Raw genomic sequence first — 25,894 nt, 5'->3', positions numbered from 1 at the left:
ATAGACAATGGCCCTCCATCTCACCCGCACCGGGAGGCGAACCACCATGACCGAGCTCTCGCCCATCCTGAAACAGGCCACTCCGGTGACCGTCGACCACGGCGCGGGGTGCTACCTCTACGGCACCGACGGACGCCGCTACCTGGACTTCACCGCCGGCATCGGCGTGACCAGCACCGGCCACTGCCATCCGAAAGTGGTCGCCGCCGCGCAGGCACAGGTCGCTTCGCTGATCCACGGCCAGTACACGACCGTGCTGCATCGGCCGCTGCTGGAGCTGACCGAACGGCTCGGCGCGGTGCTTCCGGAAGGACTGGACACGCTGTTCTTCGCGAACTCCGGCAGTGAGGCGGTCGAGGCCGCACTGCGACTGGTGCGCCAGGCCACCGGGCGGCCGAACGTCGTCGTCTTCCACGGCGGTTTCCACGGCCGCACCGTGGCCGCCGCGACCATGACCACCTCGGGCACCCGCTTCTCGGCCGGGTTCAGCCCGCTCATGCCGGGCGTGCACGTCGCGCCCTTCCCCACCGCCTACCGCTATGGCTGGAGCGAGCGGGAGGCCACCGCCTTCGCGCTGCGCGAACTCGACTACTTGTTCGCCACGCTCACCTCGCCCGCCGAGACCGCCGCGTTCATCGTGGAGCCGGTGCTCGGTGAGGGCGGTTACGTCCCCGGCAACACCGAGTTCTTCCACGGGCTGCGCGAACGCGCCGACCGGCACGGCATCCTGCTGGTCTTCGACGAGATCCAGACCGGTTTCGGCCGCACCGGGAAGTTCTTCGGGCATCAGCACTTCGGCGTCCGGCCCGACGTGATCACCATCGCGAAGGGCCTGGCGAGCGGCTTTCCCCTGTCCGGCATCGCGGCGCCGCGCGAACTGATGGCGCGGGCGTGGCCGGGTTCGCAGGGCGGCACCTACGGTGGCAACGCGGTGGCGTGCGCGGCGGCGATCGCCACGCTCGACGTGATCGAATCCGAAGGGCTGGTGGACAACGCGGCCGCCCGAGGGGCGCAACTGCTGCGCGGTATGCGCGAGAGCGCCACCAAGGCGATCGGCGACGTCCGCGGCCTCGGACTGCTCGTGGGCGCCGAGTTCACCACGGCCACCGGCGAGCCCGACACGGCCACCGCCGCGGCCGCCCAGCGCGCGGCGGTGGACAAGGGACTGCTGCTGTTGACCTGCGGCGCGCACATGAACGTGGTGCGGATGATTCCGCCGCTGATCGTGACCGATACTCAGATCGAGGACGCTCTGGCGATCTGGTCCGAGGTGCTCGCCGAGTTGTAGCGCGCACCCCACCCGTCCGCAGTGCCCGCCCGGCGGGCCCGATCAGGAAGCAGGACCGCATGGCCCGCTACATCACCATCACGCTCACCAAAGCCGCGGTGACCTGCCGCGCCCGTTTGCTGGACGAGGAAGCGCCGCAGACCTGCGCCGCGGTGTGGAACGCGCTGCCCCTGGAAGGCGACGCCTTCCACGCCAAGTACGCCCGCAACGAGGTGTACACCCTGCTCCCGCGCATCGGCGCGGCCCCGCATCGGGAGAATCCGACGGTCACGCCCATCCCCGGCGATGTGTGCCTGTTCGATTTCGAGCCGTGGGAGATCGGCAATCCGGCCTACGGCTACGAGCCCGGTTCCGCGGCCGAGCATGAGCGCGGGGCGACCGATCTCGCGCTGTTCTATGGCCGCAACAACCTGCTGATCAACGGCGACCTGGGGTGGGTGCCCGGCAATGTGTTCGCCACCATCGAGGAGGGGCTCGCCGAGATGGCCGCGGCCTGCAACACGCTGTGGTTGCACGGTGTGCAGGGCGAGACGCTCGCCTTCGCCCGCGCCTGAGCGACGGTGACGAGTGGCCCCGCGGTCTTCCGCGGGGCCATTCGCTTTCAGGAAGCCAGCACGAATTCGGCGTAGCGGGCTACCGCGAGGATCAGATCGTCGGAGTGGCGTGGGCCGATGATCTGCAACCCGACCGGTAGACCCGCGCGAGTCGTGCCCGCCGGGATACTGATCGCGGGTTGCTGGGTCATGTTGAACGGGTAGGTGAACGGCGTCCATTCGGGCCAGCTGCGCAGGCCGCTGCCCGGTGGCACGTCGTGTCCCGCTTCGAACGCGGGAATCGGCACCGTCGGAGTGATCAGGATGTCGTAGTCGTTGTGGAAGGCGCCCATGGCGATACCGATCTGGGCCGCGACGTTGCGCGCGTCGAGATACTCGACGGCGGTGACGGTTTCACCGCGCTCCCAGACCGCCCGCAGGCCCGGATCCACCCGTTCGCGCGTACCTTCCGGGTACCCGGACAGCATGGTGGCCGCGCCGGCCGCCCACAGCAGCTCGAACGCCTCGCGCGGATCGGCGAATCCGGGATCGGCGGCGCTGACCCGGAGTTCGGCGTCGGCCAGCCGGGTCACCGCCGCTTCCACGATCGCGGCGACCTCGGGGTCGACCGTGGCGTAGCCGAGCGCAGGTGAGTACGCCACGCGTAATCCCCGCACGTCGCGTTGCATTTCGGCGCGGAAGGCGGTGAGCGTGGGAGCCAGTGCGGTGGGATCGCGCGGATCCGGTAGCGACAGGATGTCCATCAGCAGCGCCGCGTCCTCGACGGTGCGCGTCATCGGTCCCGCATGCGCCAGCGGACCGAACGGGCTGGCCGGGAACAGCGGAATGCGGCCGTAGGTGGGCTTGAAGCCGACGATGCCGCAGAAGGCGGCCGGAATGCGCACGCTGCCACCGCCGTCCGTGCCCACCGACACCGGGCCCATGCCCGCGGCGACGGCCGCGGCGCTGCCGCCGGAGGAGCCGCCCGCGGTGGTGGACGGGTCGGCCGGATTCCGCGTGACACCCGCCAGCGGACTGTCGGTGACCGCCTTCCACGCGATCTCCGGAGTGGTGGTCTTGCCGAGGAAGACCATGCCGTCCTCGCGCAGCCGCGCGGCCACCGGACTGTCCACCAGCCACGGTCCCGCCGGGTCGATGGACGTGGAGCCGCGCCGGGTTGGCCAGCCCTCGGTCAGGAAGACGTCCTTGATCGAGATCGGCACGCCGTCGAGCAGCCCTCTGGCATGACCGGACTGCCAGCGCGCCTCGGAGTCCTTCGCCTGCACCAGGGCGCGATCGGGATCGACCAGACAGAAGGCGTTGAGCGCGCCGTCGCGATCGGCGATCGCGCGCAGGATCGCCTCGGTCGCCTCGACGGGCGACAGCGCGCCCGCCGCGTAGGCCGAGACCAGCTCGACCGCGGTCATGGCGGTCGGGTCGGTGGGTTGGTTCTTGTCGGGGTAGCTCATGGATGGGCTCCTTCAGCCGGGCACGTACCCCAGCCTTTTGTCGACCACGTTGTCCAGCGGACGTCCGGCGATCCAGTTGTCGAAGTTCTCGGTGAACGCGTCGACGATCTCGGTGCGCCATCCGATGAAGTCACCGGAGTTGTGCGGGGTGATCCGGACGTTCGGCAGTTCCCACAGAGGGTGATCGGCGGGGAGCGGCTCGGGGTCCACCACATCGAGCGCCGCCGCGGCGATCGATCCGGTGCGCAGCGCGGCGACGAGATCGTCGGTCACAACGAGTTCCCCGCGGCCGACGTTGACAAACCTGGCGTGCGGCTTCATCGCGGCGAAGGCGGCGGCGTCGAACATGTTCCTGGTCCGCTCGGTGAGCGGAGCGATCGCGACGACGTAATCGGCGCGGGCCAGTTCGGCGTGCAGATCGGTGGTGACCTCGCCGAAATCCGGGTCCGCCGCGCGCTCCCGCCTGCCGACGGCGCGCACGGTCATGCCGACCGCGCGCAGCAATCGGGCGATATGACGCCCGATCGAGCCGGTGCCCACGATCAGCGCCGTCGACCCCGCGACCCGTTCGGATTCCCGATGCCGCCACTCGTGCCGTTGTTGCAGCAGCAACGAACCGGACAGGTCCTTGGCGAAACCGAGAATCTGCCCGAGCACGTACTCGGCGATCGCGGCGTCGAAGACGCCTCTGGTGTTGGTCACGACCACGTCACTCGCCCGCAGTTCGGGAAACATCGCCGGATCGACGCCGGTGGATCCCATGTGCACCCAGCGCAGCCGGTCGGCGGCATGCCAGGCGCCGGGCAGCGCCCGGGTGCGAAAGTCGTAGACGAACAAGATCTCCGCTCCGCGCAGGGCGTTCGCCAACCCGGGCGCCTCGGTGTACCGGATGGTGGCGCGGCCTGCTACTCGGTCCATTCGTTCGTCGTCGGGCACACTGTCACTGTGCAGGACGACGACAATCGGGCCCTGTTCCACATTGACACACTAAGATCACATCGTATGATTGTCAACAATCCGATCGTGTTCGGAGGTCGTCCCGGCTGAGCGCGAGAGGGGCCGTAGTGGATTTGAGCTTTCCCGACCTCGAGGGGCCCGTTGCACAACGGGGTATCGGGATCATCGCACCGTTCGACCTCGCCCTCGAACGAGAGCTCTGGCGCTGGGCGCCTCTGGAGGTGAGTCTGCACCTGGCCCGTACCCCCTACGAACCGGTTCCGGTGTCGCTGGAGATGGCCGAATTGGTCTCCGACGCGGCGCATCTCACCGCGGCCACCCGCAACGTCCTGCACGTGGAACCCGAAGTCGTGGCTTACCTGTGCACATCGGGCAGTTTCATCAAAGGCCTCGCCTACGAGAAGTCGTTGCGCGACACCATCTGCCGTGCCGGGGCGCTGGACGCGGTCACCACCTCGGGAGCGTTGCTCGAAGCGATCCGCCATCTGGACCTCACCCGGATCTCGGTACTGACCCCGTACGACGAGATCCTCACCCACCGGCTGCACGAGTTCCTCGCGGAAGCCGGCTGCACGGTGGTCCGCTCCGATCACCTCGGGCTCGGCGGCGGCATCTGGAAGGTCAGCTATCGCACGATCGCCGAACGCATCGTCGGCGCCGACGACCCCGGGGCCCAGGCCGTCTTCGTCAGCTGTACCAACCTGCCCACGTACGACGTGATCGAGCCGCTGGAGAAAGCCCTCGGCAAGCCGGTGCTCACCGCCAACCAACTCACCATGTGGGCATGTCTCGGCCGGATGAAGCTCCCGATGATGGGCCCGGGCAAGTGGCTGCTCAACGTTTTCTGAAGGAAGAACATCACATGCACGCACCCACCGTCGGTTTCATCTACCCCGACCACGCGGCCGAGGACGACTACCCGCTCGCGGCGGCAGCGCTCGGCGCGCACCTTCCGGTGGCCCACATCTACGGCACCGATCTGCACGCCGTCCCCGAACTGCTCGAACTGGGCAGCCCGGAGAAATTGCGCCTCGGCGCCTCGCTGCTCGCCCGGCACCGCCCCGACGCGATCGTCTGGGCCTGCACGTCGGGCAGTTTCGTCTACGGACCCGAGGGCGCGCGCGATCAGGTGCGCGCGCTGGCCGAGGTCGCGGGCGTCCCGGCGACAAGCACCAGCATCGCGTTCGCCGACGCCGTGCACACGCTGGGACTGCGCACCGTCGCGGTCGCCGCCAGCTATCCCGACGAGGTCGCCCGGCTGTTCGTGGAGTTCCTCGCCGACGCGCGCATCGACGTCGTCTCGATGTCCAGCGCGGGGATCGACACCGCCGCTGAGGTCGGCACCCTCACCCCGGCCCAGGTGCTGCGGCTGGCGGCGGACAACGACCATCCCGACGCGGAGGCGCTGCTCATCCCCGACACCGCGATGCACACCGTGGCGGTGCTGCCGGACCTGGAGGCTACGCTGGGCAAACCGGTGCTGACGGCCAATCAGGTCACGATCTGGGCAGGGCTGCGGCTGGCCGGCGCCGAGCCGGTCGTTCCCGGATTCGGGACCTTGTTCGCGGAAAGGCAGATCGATGTCCGTCGTTGATTTCGAGCCGGTGAACCGGCAGTCGACCGCGGAGATGATCGCAGATCGGCTCCGCGAGGCGATCATGCGCGGCAGTCTCGCGCCAGGGTCGCAGCTCGGCGAGGCCGACCTCGCGGCGCGGTTCGCGGTCTCGCGCGGGCCGGTGCGCGAGGCGATGCAGCGCTTGGTGTCCGAGGGTCTGCTGCGCAGCATCCGCCACCGCGGCATCTTCGTCATCGAACTGAGCCTCGACGACGTCGTCGACATCTACCGGGCCAGGACGGCACTGGAGGGCGGCGCGCTGGAGCTGATCCTGGACGGTCGCCGCCCCATCGCCTACGAGGCGCTCGGTCCCAGCGTCGAGGAGATGATCGCGTGCGCCGAACGCGGCGACGCGGTCGGCGTGTCGGAGGCCGACCAGGCCTTCCACGAGGCGCTGGTGGAGAGTGCGGCCAGTCCGCGGCTGGTACGCGCGGCTCGCACCTTGCTGATCGAGACGCGCATGTGCTTGGGCGCCTTGCAGACGACCTATCCGGACCTGCGGGAACAGTCCCGCGAACACATCGGCCTGCGCGACGCGATCGGCGCGGGCGACCCCGCGCGCGCCCGCGCTCTGCTCGTCGAGCACATGGACGACGCCGTGCAACGCCTCCGGCACCAGATCGGCTCCTGAACGCCGGCTCACCGCGACAAGAAGTCCAGCAGCACGCGGATCACCTTCGCCGCCGCTACCCGGCCACGGCCGCCGCAGGCGGCTTTCCCACCCCGGCGGCGCCGCCGACCAGCGCCGCGCCACCGACCAGGACCGCGGCCATCGCCGCAACGGTTCGCATCATCGACCAACTCCTGACCGCGAGGTGGTCGACCATTGTCGCCCGGGATCAGAGATTGGCGGGGCGGACGACCATCACCGAGGACGCGCGATTACCGGATTCCCGGAGCAGGGCGATAGCGCGGCCTTCCGGATCGATGGCGGCGTAGACACCGGCCATTCCGGCCGGAGCCAGCCAACGTCCGTTGCGCAGGTCGTCGGCCTGCTTGTCATCGATGTCGCGGCGCGGGAACGCCGTTCGCACCGCGGCATCGATATCGAGGCTCAGTGGCGGCACGCCGGACTCAGCGGCGGCGGCCAGATCGTCCAAGGTGCGTGCATGCTCGAGCGTGAACGGCCCGACGCTGGTGCGGCGCAACGCGGTCAAGTGGCCGCCGACGCCGAGCCCGGCGCCCAGGTCTCTGGCCAGCGCGCGCACGTAGGTGCCCGAGGAACATTCGACCACCACGTCCAGGTCGACGAAATCGCCGACATCGCGCCGCGCGAGCACGTCGAACCGCGACACCGTGACCGGGCGGGCGGCCAACTGCACGTCCTCGCCCGCACGGTGGCGGGCATAGGCACGTTCGCCGTTCACCTTGATCGCGCTGACGGTGGCGGGCACCTGCTCGATGTTCCCGGTCAGTTCGGCTGTGCGCGTGGCGATGTCGGCGTCGGCGAGATGACCGGCCCGTGTCGTGGCCAGCACCTCGCCCTCGGCGTCGTCGGTGCTGGTCGCCTGCCCCAGCCGGATGGTCGCGGTGTACGCCTTGGTGGTCAGGGTGAGCAGGCCGAGCAGTTTGGTCGCGCGTTCCACGCCGAGCACCAGCACACCGGTCGCCATCGGATCGAGCGTGCCCGCGTGGCCGATCTTCTTGGTGCGCAGCAGCTTCCGGCATTTCGCCACGACGTCGTGACTGGTCCAGCCACCGGCCTTGTCGATGACGAGCAGCCCGCCGAGTCCGTCCATCAGACGTGCGCGATCGCGGTCAGGATGTACCCGTCGGTGATCAGCCAACGGCCGTCGAACGCGATCAGCGGCGTGCCGCCGTCGGTGGTCTGCCCCGGCACCAGCAGTTCGGTATGGAAGCTGCCGCGCCCGGAAGCGGCGGAGCTGTCCTCGATCTCGAACGTGATGTGCGCGTCCTCGAAGCCGAGCCAGCGCAGCGTCAGCGGGAACCACGCCTTATAGGTGGCCTCTTTGGCGCAGAACAGCAACCGGTCCAGGTGCAATTCGGACTCGGTGGTCTTCAGCCATTCCCGCTCCGGCGGCAGGCTGACCGAGTCCAGTACGCCGTCCGGCAGGGTGGCGTGCGGCTCGGCGTCGATGCCGATGGAACGGAACCGCAGTTTGTGACCGAGCGCGGCGGCCTGGTAGCCGTCGCAGTGGGTCAGGCTGCCGACGATTCCGCGCGGCCACACCGGAGCGCCGCGCTCGCCCTTGCCGATCGCGACCGGCTGCTCACCGAGTTGCGTGAGCGCAAGGCGGGCGCAATGCCGCGCGCCGATGAAGTCACGGCGCCGCTTCTCCACCGACTTGGCGATGAGATGCTCCTCCGCCGGATGCGGCCGCAGATCCTCCGGGTACGCCAGCAACTCGGCCGAGGCCACACCCGCGGGCAGAATGTTCTCGATCATCACCGACGAGCGTAGTCGAGCCGCACCGGGTGGGATCGCAGCGCCATGTGCGTGGGACTACGCCAGCCCGCGCCGCTGCTGCGCTTTGCTGCGCATCTCCGCGGCGGCGGCTTCCATCTCGGGAGTCACCTGGAAGTGTCCGCCCCACTTGTTCAGCGTGCCCGGCGGATACTGCGGGGTCGGCAGGATCTGGCGCAGCAATCGCTCGGGCAGGCCGCGGCGCTGCCACTCGCGCGGGTAGCCGAGCGAGACCTCCTCGAATCGGACGCCGTCGTAGTGCGAGGTCCGCGGGATGTGCAGGTGACCGTAGACCGAGCAGACCACGTTGTAGCGGGTGTGCCAGTCCGCGGTGAGTTCGGTGCCGCACCACAGCGCGAACTCCGGGTAGAACAGCACGTCGGTCGGCTGCCGCACCAGCGGGAAGTGGTTGATCAGGACGACCGGGGTGCCCGGGGCGAGCGCGTCGAGCTTGCGCTTGGTCACCTGCACCCGGGCATGGCACCACGCGTCCCTGGTCAGGTACGGATCCGGCGAGAGCAGGAATTCGTCGGTGGCCACCACGTTGCGCTCACGCGCGATCGCCAGACCCTCCGCTTTGGTGGTGGCTCCTTCCGGCAGGAACGAGTAGTCGTACAACAGGAACATCGGAACCAGCGTGACCGCTCCGCCGTGTTCTTCCGCGCCCGCGCCCTGCCACACCGGAAACGGATCCTCCGGCGTCAACACATCCAGGTCGCGGCAGATCGACACCAGGTAGTCGTAGCGTGCCACCCCGACCATCTGCACCGGGTCCTTCGCCGTCGTCCACAGCTCGTGATTGCCCGGCACCCAGATCACCTTGGCGAACCGGCGGCGCAGCAGCTCCAGCGCCCACCGGATGTCCTCGGTCTTCTCCCCCACGTCGCCGGCCACGATGAGCCAGTCCTCCGGCGAGTCCGCCTTGATCTGCTCGACGACCGGCCGATTCCCCTGGTGCCCGACATGAATGTCGCTCACCGCCATCAACTTGGGTATCACCACACCTACCTTGGCACATCGTTTCGGATTCGCGCGCACCGGCCGAGCCGGGTGTCGCTCACCTCGGTACTTCGGCGCCGACCAGGGCCCAGCGGCCCGACAGCGCCCGCCCCGCGACGGCGATCAGCCGCAACAGCATGAACGCGGCGAGGCCGGACCAGATTCCGGCGACGCCCCAGTCGAAGGCCAGCGACAACCAGATAGCGGGCAGGAAGCCGAGCAGGGCCGCTCCGAGCGTGGTGGTGCGCAGGTAGGCCGCGTCACCGGCTCCGAGCAGGATGCCGTCGAGCGCGAAGACGATGCCCGCCACCGGAATGAGCGCGACGAAGAACCACCACACCACGTGCGCGCGCTCCAGCACGTCCGGGTCATCGGTGAACAGCGCGGGGATCGCCACCGCCCCCGCCGCGAAGCAGGCGGCGAGCCCCAGGCTGAAGATCTCCGACCAGCGGGTCACGCGCCGGGCGATCCCTCGGGCGCCGGTGGCATCACCCGCGCCCAGAGCCGCGCCCGTGAGCGTCTGCGCGGCGATGGCCAGCGCGTCCAAGGCGAGCGCCAGGAAGTTCCACAGTTGCAGCACCAACTGGTGGGCCGCTACCGACGCGGCGCCGAAACGCGCGGCGACGGCAGCCGCCGAGACGAAGCACGCCTGGAAGGCGAAACTGCGGACGATCAGGTCGCGTCCGAGGACGAGCTGGGCACGCATCACCGACCAATGCGGGGCGAGGGAAACCTCCTCGCGGATCAGCGCGTTCAGGAACAGGACCGCGGTGACGATCTGACCCGCCACGTTCGCCGCGGCCGAGCCCGGCAGACCCAGGCGCGGTGCGCCGAACAGTCCGTGCACCAGCGCCGGGCAGAGCACCGCCGACACCCCGAGTCCGGCGACGACGTAGACCAACGGCCTGCGCGTCTCCTGGACGCCACGCAGCCACCCGTTCCCCGCCATGGAGATCAGGATCAGCGGCACGCCGAACAGCGCGATCCGCACCCAGTCCAGCGCCTGCGCCGCGATGTCACCACCGCCCGCGATGGCGCTGGTCACCGGCACGGCGAACGCTTGGACCAGCAGCAGGATCGCGACGCCGACGGCCACCGCGATCCACGTGGCCTGCACGCCCTCGGCGACGGCTCCTTGATGGTCGCCCGCGCCGTGACGGCGCGCCGAGCGCGCGGTGGTGCCATAGGACAGGAAGGTCAGCTGCGAACTCGTCTGCACGAGGATCAACCCGCCCACGGCGAGCCCGGCCAGCGCGAGCGCGCCGAGCCTGCCGACCACGGCCAAGTCGAACAACAGGTAGATCGGTTCGGCGACCAGTACACCGAGGGTGGGCACCGCGAGGCCGAGAATGCGTTTGGGCCCGGCGGCGGCGGCCCGGTCGATAGTTTCCGGCTCGCTCGCGCGCAGGACCGGGTCACCGATATCCGCCCCACTACAACCCTGCGCGCTCACGAACACCTCCCCCGCATGTCGTCCTTCGAGACCACCGTCGTTGCGATCCGGCTCCCACCTTGGCACGGCCCACCGACAAACTCGGCGGCGTCCGGCTCCGGTCGCGGAGAGGGTCGCATCACCGGTGATTCCGGATGTGTGGCACGACGCCGAACCAGGCTCGGATGGCGAGGCGGGCGAACCGGCTCGACTTCCAGCGCCACTCGACAGGCAAACGCCCGCAGGGCACCGGGCACGAACGCGGGGCGCCCCGCACACGCCGAGAGTGCGCCGCATCCGCACACCGCCCCGGTCGATCCGTCGACCCGTCCGGACGACGAATTCGGCCTCAGCACTCGAAAACCCGACGGACCGGGACGTTTTGGTGAGAGCCGACCCGGCATTCGCCGATGATCGAACACGATCATCCGAGCGCGGTCAGCAGCGCGCCGATCAGGTCCTCGGGCGCGCCGTGTGCGGTGTACCCGGCCGCGAAGCGATGCCCACCACCACCCAGTGTCGTGGCCACCTCTGCGACGTCCACCCCGTCGCCCGCACACGCTCCGCTGTCCCGTGAGCGCAGCGATACCGTCCACCGATCCGGCACCACACGAGATTGCTTGAACACCGCGGCGATTCCCGCTTCGGCGGTCGTGCGCACGATATCTATGACGCTCTCGACTTCCTCCGAACGCACGTCGTCGATGTCGTCGCGCCGCACGAACGCGTACACCAATCCGACGCCGCCGCGCGCCTCCGGGACGAGCTGCGCCGTCCCGAGCACCCGCGCCAACATGGGCAGCCATCCGAACGGGTGCGTGTCCATCAAGGTGCGGGCGATATGCGCGCCGTCGATTCCGGTGGCCAGCAGCCGCTCCGCCAGTTCGTGGGTACCCGGCCGCACCCACCGGAACGAGCCCGTGTCGGTGACCAGACCGGCATACAGGCAATGCGCCACGTCCGCATCGATCGGCACACCCCACGCGTCGAGCAGTCGCGCGATCAGGCTAGTGGTGGACTCCGCGGCGGGATCGACCACGTTGATCGCTCCGAACCGCGTGTTCGACCGATGGTGATCGATCACCAGTGTCGTTGCGGCATCGGACAATCGGTCGGCGAGCGCACCGAGCCTGCCCGCGCTGCCGCAGTCGACCGCGACCAGCAGGTCGACCTCGGCGCGCACTTCGGCGGGCGCCACCAGGTGCCTTACGCCGGGCAGCGACCGCATCGATACGGGCAATTCCGCCGGCTCGGCGAACGACACCTGCACCGGGACGCCGCGCCGGTGCAGCACCAGCGCCAGCGCCAGACCACTTCCTATGGTGTCCGCATCGGGCTGCACATGGCAGACGATGGTCACCGAGCGCGCGGCGTCGAGCGCCGCCACGGCCGTGTCCAAGCCGGCCGTTTCTCGCATCGTCGTCATCGACTACCGCATGTCACTCGTCGGCGTCGCGTTCGATCTTGTACGGGTCGGCGTCGCCCGCGGGCCTGGCGGTGGCGGCCACCTTGGCGACCTCGTCGTCCGCGGCCCGCGCCCTGGCGAGCAGTTCCTCCATCTGCCGTGCCGCGTCGGGCACGGTGTCCAGTACGAATGCCAGCGTCGGGGTGAACTTCACCCCGGTTCCCGCGCCCACCTTGGAGCGCAGAACTCCCTTGGCCTTCTCCAGTCCGGCCGCCGCACCGTCGTAATCCGGTTCGGCGTCGAGGGTTTCACCCATCACGGTGTAGTACACCGTCGCCTCCCGGAGATCGCCGGTCACCTTGGCGTCGGTCACGGTCACGAAACGCAGCCGCGGGTCCTTCACCTCGTATTCGATCGCGGTCGCGACGATCGAGGAGATCCGCTTGGCGAGTCGGCGTGCCCTGGCTTGATCCACCATGGCCGTTTCCTCCTCACTATCAACTCTGTTCGATGGCGGTCGGAGCGTGGCTCGCGGCCGCCACCCGAGCTCCGTCGCTGCGCCGCGGTCAGTCCTCGGGCCCGAAGATTCGGCGGCGCACCGCCAGCAACTGTAACTCCGGACGGGCCGCGACGTGCCGTTCACATTTGTCCAGCACCTCGGTCAGATGATCCATGCCCGCACTGACCATGGCCACGCCCAGCAGCGAACGACGGTATAGATCGTGTTCCCCGCCTTCGGCGGCACTCACACCGAAACGCTGCAATTCGGCCAGGATAGGCCGGATCACCGAGCGCTTCTGTTTCAGTGAATGCACATCGCCGAGCAGCAGGTCGAACTCCAGTGCACCCAGGTACACCCACACCCTCCCCAGTCAGGAAGACCCGCCGGGCGCCGCGCACTTCGCGCGGCGCCCGGACTCGTCTCGGTCTATCAGTCGCGCGGCTTCTCGCGCAGTTCGTAGGCCTCGATGATGTCGCCTTCCTTGATGTCGGAGTAGGTGACCGTCATACCGCATTCGAAGCCCTCGCGGACCTCGGTGACGTCGTCCTTCTCCCGGCGCAGCGACGAGATCGACATCGTCTCGGCGATCACCACGTTGTCCCGGAGCAGGCGCGCCTTGGCGTTGCGCTTGACCGAGCCCGACGTGACCATGCAACCGGCGATGTTGCCGATCTTCGACGAACGGAAGATCGCCCTGATCTCGGCCCGCCCCAGCTCGACCTCTTCGTAGATCGGCTTGAGCATGCCCTTGAGGGCCTTCTCGATCTCGTCGATGGCCTGGTAGATCACCGAGTAGTACCGGATGTCGACGCCCTCACGGTTGGCCAGCTCGGTCGCTTTGCCCTCGGCGCGGACGTTGAATCCGATGATGATCGCGTTCGACGCCGAAGCGAGGTTGACGTTGGTCTCGGTGACGCCACCGACGCCGCGGTCGATCACCCGCAGCCGCACCTCGTCGCCCACCTGAATCCCGAGCAGCGCCTCTTCGAGGGCCTCGACCGTACCCGAGTTGTCGCCCTTGAGGATCAGGTTCAGCTCGCTGGTTTCCTTCAGCGCGGCATCCAGATCTTCCAGGCTGATCCGCTTGCGGCTGCGTGCGGCCAGCGCATTGCGCTTGCGCGCGTTGCGCCGATCGGCGATCTGCCGGGCGATCCGGTCCTCGTCGACCACGAGCAGGTTGTCACCCGCGCCGGGCACCGACGTGAAGCCGATGACCTGAACCGGCCGCGACGGCAGCGCCGCCTCGACGTCGTCGCCGTGCTCGTCGACCATCCGGCGCACCCGGCCGTAGGCGTCTCCCGCCACGATCGAGTCGCCGACCCGCAGGGTGCCGCGCTGGATGAGCACGGTCGCCACCGGGCCGCGGCCACGGTCGAGGTGCGCCTCGATGGCCACACCCTGCGCGTCCATGTCCGGGTTGGCCCGCAGGTCCAGCGCCGCGTCCGCGGTCAGCAGGACCGCCTCGAGCAGCGCATCGATGTTGATGTTCTGCCTGGCGGAGATGTCGACGAACATGGTCTCGCCGCCGTATTCCTCGGCGACCAGGCCGTACTCGGTGAGCTGCTGACGCACCTTCTGCGGGTTGGCGCCTTCCTTGTCGATCTTGTTGACCGCCACGACGATCGGCACGTCGGCCGCTTGCGCGTGGTTGATCGCCTCCACCGTCTGCGGCATGACGCCGTCGTCGGCGGCGACCACCAGGATCGCGATGTCGGTGGCCTTCGCACCACGGGCGCGCATGGCGGTGAACGCCTCGTGACCCGGGGTGTCGATGAAGGTGATCAGCCGGTCCTCGTCGCCGAGGTGGGTGAGCACCTGGTAGGCGCCGATGTGCTGGGTGATGCCGCCTGCCTCGCCCTCGCGGACGTTCGCCTTGCGGATGGTGTCCAGCAAGCGGGTCTTACCGTGGTCGACGTGACCCATGACGGTCACCACCGGCGGACGCTGTTCGAGGTCTTCCTCGCCGCCCTCGTCCTCGCCGTAGGTGAGGTCGAACGACTCCAGCAGCTCGCGGTCCTCGTCCTCGGGGCTGACCACGTGGACGACGTAGTTCATCTCGCTGCCCAGCAGCTCGAGGGTCTCGTCGTTCACCGACTGGGTCGCGGTGACCATCTCACCGAGGTTGAACAGGGCCTGCACCAGCGCGGCCGGGTTCGCATCGATCTTCTCGGCGAAGTCCGACAGCGACGCGCCGCGAGCGAGCCGGATGATCTCGCCGTTGCCGCGCGGCAGCCGCACGCCGCCGACGGCGGGCGCCTGCATCGAGTCGTACTCTTGCCGCTTCTGCCGCTTCGACTTGCGGCCACGCCGGGGCGCGCCACCGGGACGGCCGAACGCGCCTGCCGCACCACCGCGGCCACCGGGACCGCCAGGACGACCGCCGCCGCCACCGCCGCCACCGGGACGACCGCGGAAGCCACCGGCCGCACCACCGGCACCGGGCGCACCCGCACCCGCACCGGGAGCGCCGCCACCGCCACCGCGGTAGCCACCGCCACCGCCGCCACCGGGACGACCGGCACCGGCGCCACCGGGACGACCGGGACGACCCGCACCGGGGCCTCCGGCGCCGCCGGGACGCGCCGCACGCGACGGCATCGCGCCGGGATTCGGACGAGGCGGCATCGAGCCGGGGCTCGGCCGCGGGCCGCCGGGACGCGGACCACCAGGGCCGGGCGCCGGACGCGGGCCACCCTGAGCGGGGCCGGGACGCGGACCACCCTGGGACGGACCGGGACGCGGACCACCCTGAGCGGGGCCGGGACGCGGACCACCCTGGGACGGACCGGGACGCGGACCACCCTGACCGGGGGCCGGACGCGGCGCGGGACGCTCGGGAGCCGAGGAATAGGGGTTGTTACCGACACGCGGGGTCTTCGGCCCAGGACGCGGGCCGGGAGCCGCGCCACCCGGGCGATGTCCACCCTGGCCGGGGCCGCCGGGACGCTGCTGCTGCTGCCCGGGGCGCGCGCCGCCCGGCGTCGGACGCGGACCGGCCGGGGCGGGCGCGGAACTCGCGCTCGCGCCCGAAGCCGCGGCGGCCTGCGGGTTGATCGATTCCCGGGCGGCGGGCTTGGGCGCCGGGGACGGTCCGGGACGCGCGGCGGGGCCCGGCTTCACGGCCGGGGATTCACCGGTACGCGCGGCCGGGGCCGCGGTCTCCTGTGCGGTGGGCGCCGGAGTGGGCGCCGACGGACGGGGACCTGGACGCGGGCCTCCGCCCGCGGGCTTGGGGGCCGGACGACCGGACGGTCCGGGGCGTGCACCCGGCTTGTTGCCGTTGGACGGGGCGGATTTCGCCGCGAACGACTCACGCAGCCGGCGGGCGACGGGAGCTTCCACCGTCGAGGACGCCGACTTCACGAACTCGCCCTGCTCCTTGAGCGTTGCGAGTAGTTCCTTGCTCGTGACACCGAGTTCTTTTGCCAACTCGTGCACGCGGGCCTTGCCTGCCACTGCTCTCCTCACTGAGAGGCCGAGCAGCGCCACCGTTGGGGACGGCGGCCCGCACGACCTCGGGTTATCTCCGATGGACGTTCATCGTTGGTACTTCACGGTGTGCTCATGAGTGCTCGTGCCTGTTCTCGAGGTAATGCTCCAGGGCTGAGATATCCAGATGTCCGGACACTCGTAGTGCTCTGCCGATCGCTCGGCGCCGCTCTGCCGCGCGCAGACAAGCCGAAAGGGGGTGCAGCCAGGCACCCCGTCCGGGAAGTCTGCGCCGCGGATCGGGAACGATCTCGATGACGTGGGAGCCGTCTCCGGTCTCACGGTCCCGAGCCACGATCCGCAACAGATCGACGGCCAGCTCGCGCTTCCGGCACCCGATACACGTCCGTACCGGAGCCGCTCGGCGCCGGGGCGCCTGGTGCTGCTCGGTGGTGCGGTCGGGCATGGAAACCGAAGACTCGGACTGAACCTTGGACCACTCTACCGCTGCCACGCTCGGAACGCCGAACCCCTCCCCCGCGGAAGTTACGAACCTGTCATCCCGAGCACTCCGCGGGCGGGCTCCGGTCAACTGCGATGCGCCTCCGTCCGAACGGATCCGCCCATGTCGGGCGCGGCATCGCTGCGGATATCGATGCGCCAGCCGGTCAGCCGCGCGGCCAGGCGGGCGTTCTGCCCCTCCTTGCCGATCGCCAGGGAAAGCTGGAAATCGGGGACCACTACGCGGGCCGCCCTTGCCTCCGGGTCGACGATAGTGACCGAAACCACTTTCGACGGAGAGAGCGCATTGCCGACGAAGGTCGCCGGATCGTCGGCGTAGTCGATGATGTCGATCTTCTCGCCGGCCAGTTCGCTCATCACGTTGCGCACGCGCTGTCCCATGGGCCCGATACAGGCGCCCTTGGCGTTGACGCCGGGCACCGTGGTGCGCACGGCGATCTTGGATCGGTGCCCCGCCTCGCGCGCCACGGCGACGATCTCCACCGAGCCGTCGGCGATCTCCGGCACCTCCAGCGCGAACAGGCGCCGCACCAGATTCGGGTGGGTGCGCGACAGCGTGATCTGCGGTCCACGCGGCCCACGGGAGACCCCGACGACGTAGCACTTGATCCGGTCGCCGTGCTCGTAGGTCTCGCCGGGCACCTGCTCGGCGGGCGGGATCAAGCCCTCCGCGCCGTGCAGTTCGCTGCCGATGCGCACCACGATGGTGCCGCGGGCGTTGGCGCGCGCGTCGCGCTGCACCACACCGCCGACGATGTCGCCCTCGTGGGTGGAGAACTCGCCGAAGGACTTCTCGTTCTCCGCGTCGCGCAGCCGCTGCAGTACGACCTGCCTGGCGGTGGTCGCCGCGATCCGGCCGAACCCCTCCGGGGTGTCGTCCCATTCGGAGATCACGTTGCCGTCGGCGTCCACCTCGCGCGCCATCACCCGGACCACGCCGGTCCTCTGGTTGATGTCGATGCGCGCGTTGGGCTGGTGGCCCTCGGTGTGGCGGTACGCGGTGAGCAGCGCCGACTCGATCGCGGAGATCACGGTCTCGATCGAGATCCCCTTGTCGGCGACGATCGCGCGCAGGGCTTCGATTTCGATGTTCATTCCACGATCCCTTCGGTCGGCGAATCGGACGCTGTTACGGATTCGGACAGTGCATTCGGTGTTCCTCGGAGCTGCGCGGCGTCCTCGACCGCCACCGCGTCGTCCGCACCCGGAGCGGGCCGCCCCGGAACGACTCCGCCCGTGAGTTCCAGCTCTCGAGCACTCGGCGGGGAGAACTCGACTTGGACCACGGCCGTGGCGATGTCGGCGAGCGGGACCGTCACCCGGTGCGGGTCGCGTTTGCCGCCGAGCACCAGCGCCACCGAATCACCGGTGAGCGCGCCGACCCTGGCCTCGAAGGTCGCCGACCCCTCCGGCGGCTGTGCGCCTTCGCGTAGTCGCACGCGCACCTTCCGCCCGCGCGCCCGACGCCAGTGCCGGTCGGCGGTCAACGGGCGGTCGATCCCGGGGGTCGTGACTTCCAGCAGGTAGGGCGTCTCGCCGAACTCCCCCGCGTCGTCCAGCAGCGCCGACAGCTCCGTACTCAGAGTCGCCAGGGAGTCCAGATCGGAGGTGTCGCGGTCCACGGTCACCTGCACCCGAGCCTGCGCGTCCACGCGCGTGCCCGCCGTCGAGATCTCGACGCCCTCGAGATCGAATCCTCGGCGTTCGACGAGACCAGCTACTAGCTGGCTCACCCTTTCCTCGGTCGGCATCGGCATGTGGGCGGCTCCTGGTTCAGTTGTGACGCGGCGGGAAATTTCTCTACCGAAGGTCTAGCGTAACGCGCCACGAGAGTGTAAAGGACCAGCGGTCTCGGAGTCCGCACGCCACGGCCGATGCTCGTCCGGCGACGCCCCGCGAGTCTGGCACGATAGTGCCGTGCCCATCCGCCTTCCCGCCCCGCCGCGTGCCGGGCGCACTACCGGCATGCCCTCCGACCGGCACGAGCCCCGCCGCGCCGCCCTGGATCGTCGCAGCGCGCTACGTCTTGCCTGCGGCGGAACGGCCGGGGTGCTCGCCCTCGGCGCGCTGGTCGGCTGCACCGGTGACGACGTGGTCCACGAGCCGGATCCGCTTGCCGCACAAGAGGTCGCGGCCCGCTCCGACGCCGCGGCGGCGACCGCGGCCATCGCCGTCGCGCCCGACCGGCACGCCGCGTTGGCGGCGATCGCGGCCGAGCGCACCGCCCACGCCGACGCCTTGCGCACCGAGATCGACCGCGCGATCGGCGTCTACGCCGACGGCACCAAACCGGCGCACCGCACCCGCGCCGGTGCGTCCGGCCCGTCGGCCGTGGCTTCGGGCAGCGCCGTGCCGCCCACCGCGCCGCCGAGCGTCGAGACGCTGCGCACGCAGCTCACCGCCTCCCAGAAATCGGCGGCCGAACTCGCCCGCGCCCTGACCGGCTATCGGGCCGGTCTGCTCGCTTCGATCAGCGCGGCCTGCGCGGTGCAGACGGGGGTGTTGCTGGCATGACCGAGGACGAACGCCGAGCGCTCATCGGCGCGCTGAACGCCGAATACGGCGCGGTGTACGCCTACGGGGTGATCGCCGCCTACGCCTCCTCCGAGCGCACCAGGCTGGTCGCCGAGCACACCGCCGCGCACCGGGCTCGCCGCGACACCACGGTGGACGCCCTCGCTCTGGGCGGCGCGACGGCGCCGCCGCCGGACGCGGCCTACACGGTGCCGTTCGCCGTGACCGATCCGATCTCGGCCGCCAAGCTGGCCGTGACGGTCGAGTCCGACACCGCCGTGGCCTGGCGGTCGGTGGTCGAGCGCGGTGACTCCATGGCCATCCGGCGCACCGGTGTCGAAGCGCTCACCGAGGCCGCCGTCCGGCTGGCCGCGTGGCAGTCGATTCTCGGCGCGAATCCGCCCACGGTCGCGTTTCCTGGCAAAGCCTGACCCGTCGACCTGATCGACTGCCCGAGATCTGATGCGCCGCAAAGGAGACGACGCGAACGGCGGCCGCGGGCGACCCGGGCCGCCGTTCGCTCGACAACCGACCTACGGCCGCATCTCGTACGCGCCGTCGTAGGACGCGACCTCGGCCCACACCCGGTCGAAGCGCGGGCGATCGGCGACCGGCGGCCGCAACGCGGATGCCGCCCAGCCCTGCTGGTCCGGCGTGGCCGACGGCTTGCCGTACAGCGCGGTGGCGTAGCCGTTGAAGTCGCGGACCTGGAAGTCGAAGATCTGGTCGATCAGGTCGCGGTCCAAGCCGGTGATCGCGGCCTGCTCCAGAATCAGCTGGCCGTAGACCACCAGGGAGAACAGGTGGCCGATGGTCAGCATGAAGTCCAGGTCCTTCTGCTGCGCGGCGTCCGGTGCCGCCGTGGTCAGCAGCGTGCGCAGCGCCTGCGCCTGCTCGTAGAACCGGCTCACATTCGGGATGTCGGCGTGCTTGTCGTAGATCGGCGCCCAGTCGGCGAAGCGCACCTTGCCCGCGCCCCGCGCCGGGCCCTGGCGCCAGAAGAACGCGTCGTCGGCCGCGTCCTGCCGGGTGCCGATCTCTGGGTAGTCCTGCGGGTCGAACAGATAGTTGGGCATGAACTTCAGGATCTGCCCGACGTTCACGTGCACCGTGCCCTCGAGCCGGGGCAGCGTGCTGATCAGCCGTTGCACCTCGGCGAAGTAGGTGTTCTTCTCGAATCCCTTGGCGGCCAGCACATCCAGCAGCAGCGTCATGACGGTTTCGCCCTCGGAGGTCACCTTGGACTTCGTCATCGGGTTGAACAGCAGGTACCTGCGATCCTCCAGGCTCGCGCCGCGGAAGTAGTCGATCGCGCGGTCGCTGAACAGCTTCATCGCGATGATGCGCGCGTAGGCGTCGACGAAATTCGCCCGCACGTGCGGGAATTCGGTGACCGGGTTGCCGTAGAGGACGCGGTTGTTCGCATGGGTGATCGCCTCGTAGAAGGAGTGCTCGACCATGCCGATCCCGCCGTGGCACAGATTGAACTTGCCCACGTTCACGGTGTTCAGCGCCGCGGAGAACGCCTCGGGGCCGGTGTGCAGGATGTCCTCTGCGCGCACCGGGTAGTTCTCCAGCCGGAAGGTGCTCACGTACATCTGCTGGTGCACGACGTTGCCGAGCAGGCGATAGTTCTCGTGCCGGGAGTCGGCGGCGAACCAGACGTACGCGTCGGCGCCTTCGAGGTCGGCGCGGCGGGAGAACACCGACACCATGCTGGCCACATTGCCGTTGCCGATGTAGTACTTCTCGCCGTTGGCGCGGAAGAGGATTCCGGCTTCGGCGTCCGCGCTTCCCGGCTCGGTCGGGGTCAGCACCAGGTCGGTGTTGTAGATGTCGGCGCCGTGGGTCTGCTCGGACAGACCGAACGCCATCACCTCACCCGCGGCCAGGTCGGCGGCCGCGCGCTTCTTGGCTGCCTCGTTGTCGCTCTGCCAGATCGGGCCGAGACCGAGGATGGTCACCTGCTCGGCGTACCAGTACGCCAGACCGTAGAAGCCGAAGATCTCCGACAGCGCCGCGTTGCGCGCGGCGTCCCAGCGGCGGTCCGGGTCACCGTCGGCGTACGCCGCGGGGGTCAGGAAGGTGGCGAACAACTTCTCCTTCTTCACGAAGTCGAGGAAGTCCGCGGTCCACACCGCATTCGCGTCGTCGGCGAGCAGACGCTGCTTGCCCCGCCCCTCGAACCACTCGATCGTGGCGCGCAGCAGGCGCCGCGTCTCGGCGTCGAACTGCTGCGGATCATAGGTGGCGGGGTTGAACAACCGCACGTCGGTGTTTGTCATGCGGGTTAACTTACCAGCGGGTAACAGCAGCGTGGACGAGGTCTGCGGATCTGTGACCAGCGAATTCAGGTTACGGTCGCGTAGGTGGACACCGTCCCCGTTCCCGCGTGCGCATTCTCCTGCGGCCTTCGTGCCGATAGCGAACGGCCCCCGGCATTTTCTGCCGGGGGCCGTTCGGGGAAACGAGTCAGCCGCGAACTCTGGCCACCACCGCGTCCACCGCGGAGGCGGCGGGCAGTTCCTCGGTCTCGCCGGTGAAGCGGTCGCGCAGTTCGACCTTGCCCTCGGCCCAGCCGCGGCCGATCACCAGCACCAGCGGCATGCCGAGCAGCTCGGCGTCCTTGAACTTCACGCCCGGCGAGGCGGTGCGATCGTCGAAGAGCACGTCCAAGCCCTGCGCGTGCAGGCCGGACACCACCTCTTCGGCGCCCGCGCGGGCCGCGTCGTCCTTGTTCGCGATGACGACGTGCACGTCGTAGGGCGCGACCGCCGCGGGCCAGCGCAGCCCCTTGTCGTCGTGCTGCTGCTCGGCGATCACCGCGACCATGCGGGAGACGCCGATGCCGTAGGACCCCATGGTCAGCCGCACCGGCTTGCCGTTCTCACCGAGCACGTCCACCTCGAACGCGTCGGTGTACTTGTTGCCGAGCTGGAAGATGTGGCCGATCTCGATGCCGCGCGCCGCCACCAGGGTGCCGCGCCCGTCGGGCGAGGGGTCGCCGTCACGGACCTCGGCGGCCTCGATGGTGCCGTCCGGGACGAAGTCGCGGCCCGCGACCAGGCCGACGACGTGCCTGCCCGGCTCGTCGGCGCCGGTGATCCAGCTGGTGCCGGTGCCGACGCGGGGATCGACCAGGTACCGAATGCCGTTGGCCTGCAACGCCTTCGGGCCGATGTAGCCCTTGACCAGGAACGGATTCTCGGCGAAGTCCGCTTCGGTGAGCAGCTCGACCTCAGCCGGTTCGACCGAGGCGCCGAGGCGCTTGTCGTCGACCTCGCGGTCACCGGGGACGCCGATGCCGACGATCTCGGTCTTCCCGTCCGGGTGGCGCAATTTGACCATCACGTTCTTCAAGGTGTCGGCCGCGGTGACGGGGCGACCGTAGCGCTCGGCGATGCCCGCGCCGTTGGCCCAGTCCACCAGCGTCGCGATGGTGGGAGTGTCCGGGGTGTCGTGCACGACCGCCTCGGGCTGTCCTTCGATGGGCAGCGGTTCGGGAGCGGGCGTGACCACCGCCTCCACGTTGGCCGCGTAGCCGGATTCCGGGCAGCGCACGTAGGTGTCCTCGCCGACCGGGCTGTCGGCCAGGAACTCCTCCGACGCGCTGCCGCCCATCGCGCCCGAGGTGGCGGCCACGATGACGTACTTGACCCGCAGCCGGTCGAAGATGCGCTGGTAGGCCTGGCGGTGCGCGTGATAGCTGGCCTTGAGGCCGTCCTCGTCCAGATCGAAGGAGTAGGAGTCCTTCATCACGAACTCGCGCCCGCGCAGGATGCCCGCCCGCGGGCGCTCCTCGTCGCGATACTTGGTCTGGATCTGGTACAGCGTGACCGGCAGGTCCTTGTAGGAGCTGTACTCGCCCTTCACGGTGAGCGCGAAGAGCTCCTCGTGGGTGGGCCCGAGCAGGTAGTCCGCGCCCTTGCGGTCGCGCAGCCGGAACAGGCCGTCGCCGTATTCGGTCCACCGGTTGGTGGTCTCGTACGGTTCGCGTGGCAGCAGCGCGGGTAGCGAGATCTCCTGCCCCCCGATCGCGTCCATCTCCGCGCGCACCACGTCCTCGACCTTGCGCAGCACACGCAGGCCCAGCGGCAGCCACGAGTAGACACCCGGGGCGACGCGGCGCACGTAGCCGGCACGGACCAAGAGTTTGTGGCTGGGCACCTCCGCGTCGGCGGGATCGTCGCGGAGAGTGCGCAGGAACAGGCGGGAGAGGCGGGTGATCACGGAAGCACAGGGTAGTCGCTGGCCGGACGCAGGTCCCAGCGCATTACCGTATTCGTTCGTGCTGGTCCTGCTGCCTCCCTCCGAAACCAAGTCCGACGGCGGCGCCGGGGCGCCGCTCACCCTGGACTCGCTGGCGATGCCGCAGCTCACGGCGGTGCGCGCCCGGCTGATCGAGGAAGTGGTGCGGCTGGCGGCCGACCCGGAACGCTCCCGGCACGCGCTCGGCCTCGGCAAGGGGGCCGACGGCGAGATCGCCCGCAACGCCGCGCTGCGCACCTCGCCGACGCGGCCCGCGCTGGAGCGCTACACCGGCGTGCTCTACGACGCGCTCGACGCGCGCTCGTTCACCAAGGCGCAGCGGGCCAAGGCGGATGCCCGGCTCGGTATCGGCTCCGCGTTGTTCGGCGCGGTCCGCGCCGGTGACCCGATTCCCGCGTACCGTCTGTCCGGCGGCTCGAAACTACCCGGGCTGCCTACTCTTTCGGCCGTCTGGCGCGACGAGCTCGCGGCGGCGCTGCACGCCGAGGCGGCGGGCGAACTCGTCGTCGACCTGCGCTCGGGCACCTATCAGCAGTTGGGGCGGGTGCCCGGCGCGATCACCGCCAACGTCCTCACCGAGCATCCGGATGGGTCGCGCACGGTGGTGAGTCATTTCAACAAACACCACAAGGGTCTGCTGGCGCGTGCCCTCGTGCTCACCAGGGCCGAACCAGCCGACGTGCGGGGCGTCGCACGGGTGGCGGTCAAAGCGGGGTTGCGAGCCGAGATCGCCTCTGCCACCGAACTTCTGATAATCACCTGAGCGCGTCCGGCTGTTCCGTGGTGAGCGCGGCGAGTTCGGCCGCGAGGTTGGCTCGGGCCCAGTCTCACGCGAACCGCGGTCGCGCGACAACAGCGTGGCGACCGGGATCACCCCTGACCCGGACCCGCCGTGAGATCACGGATCAACAGCGCGGTGTGCAGGGAGGTGCGGGACTCGCCGTTGTCGAGATCGACTTCGAGGATGCGCGCGATGCGGGCGAGCCGTTCGTAGAGGGTGGGGCGGCTGATTCCGAGCCTGCGGGCGAGTTCGGTCTTGTTGCCCGCGAGATCGAGGAACTGCCGCAGCGTGCGGGTCAGATCCGCGTCGTGGCGGATGTCGTAGCGCAGCAGCGCGCTCAGCTCGGTCTCGGCGAAGCGCTGCACGCCCGGCTCCGCCCGGATCAGCGACAGCAGTCCGCGTAGCCGCACGTCGCCGCTGCGATAGAACGGCCGAGACGCCGAAGTTCGCAGCGAGAGCGCGACTTCCGCGACGTGCGCGGCGTGCGGGAGGCCGTGGGCGGTGTCCAGCAGTGTGTCGGATACCGCGCCCGCGCCGATCACCACTCCGCGCACGCCGTCGACGCGCCGGACCTCGCCGAGCATCGCGGCGCACGCGGCGGCCAATGCCTCGTCCGGATCACCGGCCCGGGGCAGCGCGACGATCAACGACACCCGGTCGCCCGGCTCGGTGGCGACCAGCGCGGTCACCTTGGCCAGCCCCAGCCCGTGCGTCACCGCGTCCACGATGCCCGCCGTGCGGCGCTGACCCGCCAGCGGATCGGACTCGGCCGCCGCGGCGACCTCGACGGCCAGCGGCACGTAGACGGCACGGCGAGCCAACCCGAGCGCGGCGGCGCGCGCGAGGGCGTCGCGCTCGTCCAGTCTGCCGTTGACCAGGTCGTCGATCAGTCCGGTCTGCGCCTGGCGGTGCAGGCCGAAGCGATCCCGCTCGATCATGCGGTGCAACGTCAGCGTCTGGGCGGCGCGTTCGAGCACCATGCGCGCCCGTGCGGTCGGCACGCCGTCGGCGCGCAGGATCAACCGTCCCCAGCGCTGCGGGTGCGGGCCGACGGCCACCGCGTTCCAGTCGTCCGGCAGCAGGCGGGAGGTGGCCTCCCAGTTCTCCAGCACCGCCGAGGCGGACGCGTGGCGCGCGGACAGGGCGAGCACCCGGTGCGCCAGGTCCTCCAGCACCACCGAGGCGTCGAGCATCGCCGCCGCGGTCTGCACGATCTCGGCCAGCGCGGCGCGACGCACACTCAGCTCCGTGAACGTCTCGTGCACGGTGCGCGCGAACTCCACTTCCGCGTACTGCTCGGCGACGATCACCCGGTGCACCGCCTCGGTGATCTCCACGAATCGGGTCACCCGGTGCAGCGCGATCAAAGGAAGCCCCAGCGCGTCGGCCGTCGCCCCGACAGCGGGCGACACCTCGGGCACGTGGTCGCCCAGTTCGACCACCAGTCCCGACACGCCCGCACCGGCCAGCGCGGTCAGATACCGCGTCGTCGCCGCATCGCCGTGGCTCATGGGCTGCCCGGTGGTCAAGATCAGCTCGCCGCCGACCAGCAGATGCGCCACGTCGGCCACCTCGCTCACGTGCACCCAGCGCACCGGCCGCGCCAGCGATCCCCCGCCGACGACCTCCGGTTCACCGGCACGCAGCACCGGCATCGCCAGCACGTCGGCGACGGAGAGGAGCATTGACGAATCGTAATACTCGCTCCCGAATTCCTTACTGATCGTCGGCACATCGAGAAGGGTGTATGCCGG

The 25,894-nt window shown here is 69.9% G+C and carries 24 protein-coding genes; 8 read left to right on the top strand and 16 right to left on the bottom strand.

Features of this window, described 5'->3' with window-relative positions; genetic code table 11:
• The first annotated feature begins 46 nt into the window (after window positions 1-46).
• A complete protein-coding gene (locus ABZW96_RS01085; RefSeq protein WP_355070116.1) occupies window positions 47-1,288 on the top strand; it encodes an aminotransferase class III-fold pyridoxal phosphate-dependent enzyme in 1,242 nt (413 codons plus the stop codon).
• Window positions 1,289-1,347: 59 nt separating this feature from the next.
• Complete coding sequence (locus tag ABZW96_RS01080) at window positions 1,348-1,842, top strand: DUF3830 family protein (RefSeq protein ID WP_355070114.1); 495 nt, start codon at window positions 1,348-1,350, stop codon at window positions 1,840-1,842.
• 47 nt (window positions 1,843-1,889) lie between these two features.
• On the opposite strand, the gene ABZW96_RS01075 is transcribed toward ABZW96_RS01080, so the two are convergent.
• Together ABZW96_RS01075 and ABZW96_RS01070 are read right to left on the bottom strand one after the other, a co-directional pair.
• Window positions 1,890-3,290, bottom strand: coding sequence for an amidase (locus ABZW96_RS01075; RefSeq protein WP_355070112.1), 1,401 nt, complete (start codon window positions 3,288-3,290; stop codon window positions 1,890-1,892).
• 12 nt (window positions 3,291-3,302) lie between these two features.
• Window positions 3,303-4,268 (bottom strand): D-2-hydroxyacid dehydrogenase, encoded by a 966-nt coding sequence (locus ABZW96_RS01070; protein WP_355070110.1) that lies wholly within the window; start codon window positions 4,266-4,268, stop codon window positions 3,303-3,305.
• Window positions 4,269-4,354: 86 nt separating this feature from the next.
• Between ABZW96_RS01070 and ABZW96_RS01065 the strand changes: the two genes are divergently transcribed.
• The 3 genes from ABZW96_RS01065 to ABZW96_RS01055 are packed head-to-tail and all read left to right on the top strand — an operon-like array spanning window position 4,355 to window position 6,493.
• On the top strand, window positions 4,355-5,095 hold the full coding sequence (locus tag ABZW96_RS01065) for an Asp/Glu/hydantoin racemase (protein ID WP_355070108.1): 741 nt from the start codon (window positions 4,355-4,357) through the stop codon (window positions 5,093-5,095).
• Between the two features lie 14 nt (window positions 5,096-5,109).
• A complete protein-coding gene (locus ABZW96_RS01060; RefSeq protein ID WP_355070106.1) occupies window positions 5,110-5,841 on the top strand; it encodes a maleate cis-trans isomerase in 732 nt (243 codons plus the stop codon).
• Window positions 5,828-6,493, top strand: a complete 666-nt coding sequence (locus tag ABZW96_RS01055; protein ID WP_355070104.1) for a GntR family transcriptional regulator — start codon at window positions 5,828-5,830, stop codon at window positions 6,491-6,493. The genes ABZW96_RS01060 and ABZW96_RS01055 overlap by 14 nt, the downstream gene beginning before the upstream one ends.
• Window positions 6,494-6,701: 208 nt before the next feature.
• On the opposite strand, the gene truB is transcribed toward ABZW96_RS01055, so the two are convergent.
• From truB to rimP, 11 genes are all read right to left on the bottom strand, one after another.
• Window positions 6,702-7,601, bottom strand: a complete 900-nt coding sequence (gene truB, locus ABZW96_RS01050; protein WP_355070102.1) for a tRNA pseudouridine(55) synthase TruB — start codon at window positions 7,599-7,601, stop codon at window positions 6,702-6,704.
• Window positions 7,601-8,269, bottom strand: a complete 669-nt coding sequence (npt, locus tag ABZW96_RS01045; RefSeq protein ID WP_355070100.1) for a 4'-phosphopantetheinyl transferase Npt — start codon at window positions 8,267-8,269, stop codon at window positions 7,601-7,603. Before npt ends, truB begins: the two co-directional genes overlap by 1 nt.
• Window positions 8,270-8,326: 57 nt before the next feature.
• A complete protein-coding gene (locus tag ABZW96_RS01040; protein ID WP_355070098.1) occupies window positions 8,327-9,286 on the bottom strand; it encodes a metallophosphoesterase in 960 nt (319 codons plus the stop codon).
• 58 nt (window positions 9,287-9,344) lie between these two features.
• Window positions 9,345-10,670 carry an MATE family efflux transporter gene (locus ABZW96_RS01035; protein WP_355070999.1) on the bottom strand — a complete coding sequence of 442 codons (1,326 nt, stop codon included), beginning with the start codon at window positions 10,668-10,670 and terminating at the stop codon, window positions 9,345-9,347.
• A 472-nt stretch (window positions 10,671-11,142) separates the two neighbouring features.
• A complete protein-coding gene (locus ABZW96_RS01030; RefSeq protein WP_355070096.1) occupies window positions 11,143-12,144 on the bottom strand; it encodes a bifunctional oligoribonuclease/PAP phosphatase NrnA in 1,002 nt (333 codons plus the stop codon).
• A 13-nt stretch (window positions 12,145-12,157) separates the two neighbouring features.
• Window positions 12,158-12,601 (bottom strand): 30S ribosome-binding factor RbfA, encoded by a 444-nt coding sequence (gene rbfA, locus ABZW96_RS01025; RefSeq protein WP_355070094.1) that lies wholly within the window; start codon window positions 12,599-12,601, stop codon window positions 12,158-12,160.
• 88 nt (window positions 12,602-12,689) lie between these two features.
• The gene (locus ABZW96_RS01020) at window positions 12,690-12,980 is read right to left on the bottom strand and encodes a DUF503 domain-containing protein (protein WP_067810001.1); all 291 of its coding nucleotides are present in this window, start codon (window positions 12,978-12,980) and stop codon (window positions 12,690-12,692) included.
• A gap of 74 nt (window positions 12,981-13,054) precedes the next feature.
• Entirely contained in the window at window positions 13,055-16,081 is a 3,027-nt protein-coding gene (gene infB, locus ABZW96_RS01015) for a translation initiation factor IF-2 (protein ID WP_355070091.1), read from the bottom strand.
• 106 nt (window positions 16,082-16,187) lie between these two features.
• Window positions 16,188-16,520 carry a YlxR family protein gene (locus tag ABZW96_RS01010; protein ID WP_355070089.1) on the bottom strand — a complete coding sequence of 111 codons (333 nt, stop codon included), beginning with the start codon at window positions 16,518-16,520 and terminating at the stop codon, window positions 16,188-16,190.
• A gap of 122 nt (window positions 16,521-16,642) precedes the next feature.
• A complete protein-coding gene (gene nusA / locus ABZW96_RS01005; protein ID WP_355070087.1) occupies window positions 16,643-17,671 on the bottom strand; it encodes a transcription termination factor NusA in 1,029 nt (342 codons plus the stop codon).
• Complete coding sequence (gene rimP, locus ABZW96_RS01000) at window positions 17,668-18,333, bottom strand: ribosome maturation factor RimP (protein ID WP_355070085.1); 666 nt, start codon at window positions 18,331-18,333, stop codon at window positions 17,668-17,670. The genes nusA and rimP overlap by 4 nt, the downstream gene beginning before the upstream one ends.
• A 160-nt stretch (window positions 18,334-18,493) precedes the next feature.
• Between rimP and ABZW96_RS00995 the strand changes: the two genes are divergently transcribed.
• Window positions 18,494-19,090, top strand: a complete 597-nt coding sequence (locus ABZW96_RS00995; RefSeq protein ID WP_355070083.1) for a hypothetical protein — start codon at window positions 18,494-18,496, stop codon at window positions 19,088-19,090.
• A complete protein-coding gene (locus tag ABZW96_RS00990) occupies window positions 19,087-19,521 on the top strand; it encodes a ferritin-like domain-containing protein (RefSeq protein ID WP_355070081.1) in 435 nt (144 codons plus the stop codon). The genes ABZW96_RS00995 and ABZW96_RS00990 overlap by 4 nt, the downstream gene beginning before the upstream one ends.
• Before the next feature lie 102 nt (window positions 19,522-19,623).
• Here the strand turns inward: ABZW96_RS00990 and ABZW96_RS00985 are convergent, their stop codons facing one another.
• Entirely contained in the window at window positions 19,624-21,375 is a 1,752-nt protein-coding gene (locus ABZW96_RS00985; RefSeq protein WP_355070079.1) for an acyl-CoA dehydrogenase family protein, read from the bottom strand.
• A 187-nt stretch (window positions 21,376-21,562) separates the two neighbouring features.
• Complete coding sequence (locus tag ABZW96_RS00980; RefSeq protein ID WP_355070077.1) at window positions 21,563-23,320, bottom strand: proline--tRNA ligase; 1,758 nt, start codon at window positions 23,318-23,320, stop codon at window positions 21,563-21,565.
• Window positions 23,321-23,378: 58 nt separating this feature from the next.
• Between ABZW96_RS00980 and yaaA the strand changes: the two genes are divergently transcribed.
• Entirely contained in the window at window positions 23,379-24,122 is a 744-nt protein-coding gene (yaaA, locus tag ABZW96_RS00975; protein WP_355070075.1) for a peroxide stress protein YaaA, read from the top strand.
• A gap of 107 nt (window positions 24,123-24,229) precedes the next feature.
• On the opposite strand, the gene ABZW96_RS00970 is transcribed toward yaaA, so the two are convergent.
• Window positions 24,230-25,825 (bottom strand): PucR family transcriptional regulator, encoded by a 1,596-nt coding sequence (locus tag ABZW96_RS00970; protein ID WP_355070073.1) that lies wholly within the window; start codon window positions 25,823-25,825, stop codon window positions 24,230-24,232.
• Window positions 25,826-25,894: the final 69 nt, after the last annotated feature.

Source organism: Nocardia sp. NPDC004168 (genome assembly GCF_040610355.1).
Taxonomy (GTDB): domain Bacteria; phylum Actinomycetota; class Actinomycetes; order Mycobacteriales; family Mycobacteriaceae; genus Nocardia; species Nocardia sichangensis.
Note: the sequence above shows the minus strand (reverse complement) of the source record. Positions and strands in the feature narration are given on the sequence as shown.

What these genes read in the sequence shown, in the direction of transcription:
- ABZW96_RS01055 (WP_355070104.1), top strand. Translation starts at nt 5,828, where the DNA reads ATGTCCGTCGTTGATTTCGAGCCGGTGAACCGGCAGTCGACCGCGGAG.
- rbfA (WP_355070094.1), bottom strand. Translation starts at nt 12,601, where the DNA reads ATGGTGGATCAAGCCAGGGCACGCCGACTCGCCAAGCGGATCTCCTCG.
- rimP (WP_355070085.1), bottom strand. Translation starts at nt 18,333, where the DNA reads ATGCCGATGCCGACCGAGGAAAGGGTGAGCCAGCTAGTAGCTGGTCTC.
- npt (WP_355070100.1), bottom strand. Translation starts at nt 8,269, where the DNA reads ATGATCGAGAACATTCTGCCCGCGGGTGTGGCCTCGGCCGAGTTGCTG.
- ABZW96_RS01010 (WP_355070089.1), bottom strand. Translation starts at nt 16,520, where the DNA reads ATGCCCGACCGCACCACCGAGCAGCACCAGGCGCCCCGGCGCCGAGCG.
- ABZW96_RS00985 (WP_355070079.1), bottom strand. Translation starts at nt 21,375, where the DNA reads ATGACAAACACCGACGTGCGGTTGTTCAACCCCGCCACCTATGATCCG.
- ABZW96_RS01075 (WP_355070112.1), bottom strand. Translation starts at nt 3,290, where the DNA reads ATGAGCTACCCCGACAAGAACCAACCCACCGACCCGACCGCCATGACC.
- truB (WP_355070102.1), bottom strand. Translation starts at nt 7,601, where the DNA reads ATGGACGGACTCGGCGGGCTGCTCGTCATCGACAAGGCCGGTGGCTGG.
- ABZW96_RS00970 (WP_355070073.1), bottom strand. Translation starts at nt 25,825, where the DNA reads ATGCTCCTCTCCGTCGCCGACGTGCTGGCGATGCCGGTGCTGCGTGCC.
- nusA (WP_355070087.1), bottom strand. Translation starts at nt 17,671, where the DNA reads ATGAACATCGAAATCGAAGCCCTGCGCGCGATCGTCGCCGACAAGGGG.
- ABZW96_RS01080 (WP_355070114.1), top strand. Translation starts at nt 1,348, where the DNA reads ATGGCCCGCTACATCACCATCACGCTCACCAAAGCCGCGGTGACCTGC.
- ABZW96_RS00990 (WP_355070081.1), top strand. Translation starts at nt 19,087, where the DNA reads ATGACCGAGGACGAACGCCGAGCGCTCATCGGCGCGCTGAACGCCGAA.
- ABZW96_RS01085 (WP_355070116.1), top strand. Translation starts at nt 47, where the DNA reads ATGACCGAGCTCTCGCCCATCCTGAAACAGGCCACTCCGGTGACCGTC.
- ABZW96_RS01030 (WP_355070096.1), bottom strand. Translation starts at nt 12,144, where the DNA reads ATGACGACGATGCGAGAAACGGCCGGCTTGGACACGGCCGTGGCGGCG.
- ABZW96_RS01060 (WP_355070106.1), top strand. Translation starts at nt 5,110, where the DNA reads ATGCACGCACCCACCGTCGGTTTCATCTACCCCGACCACGCGGCCGAG.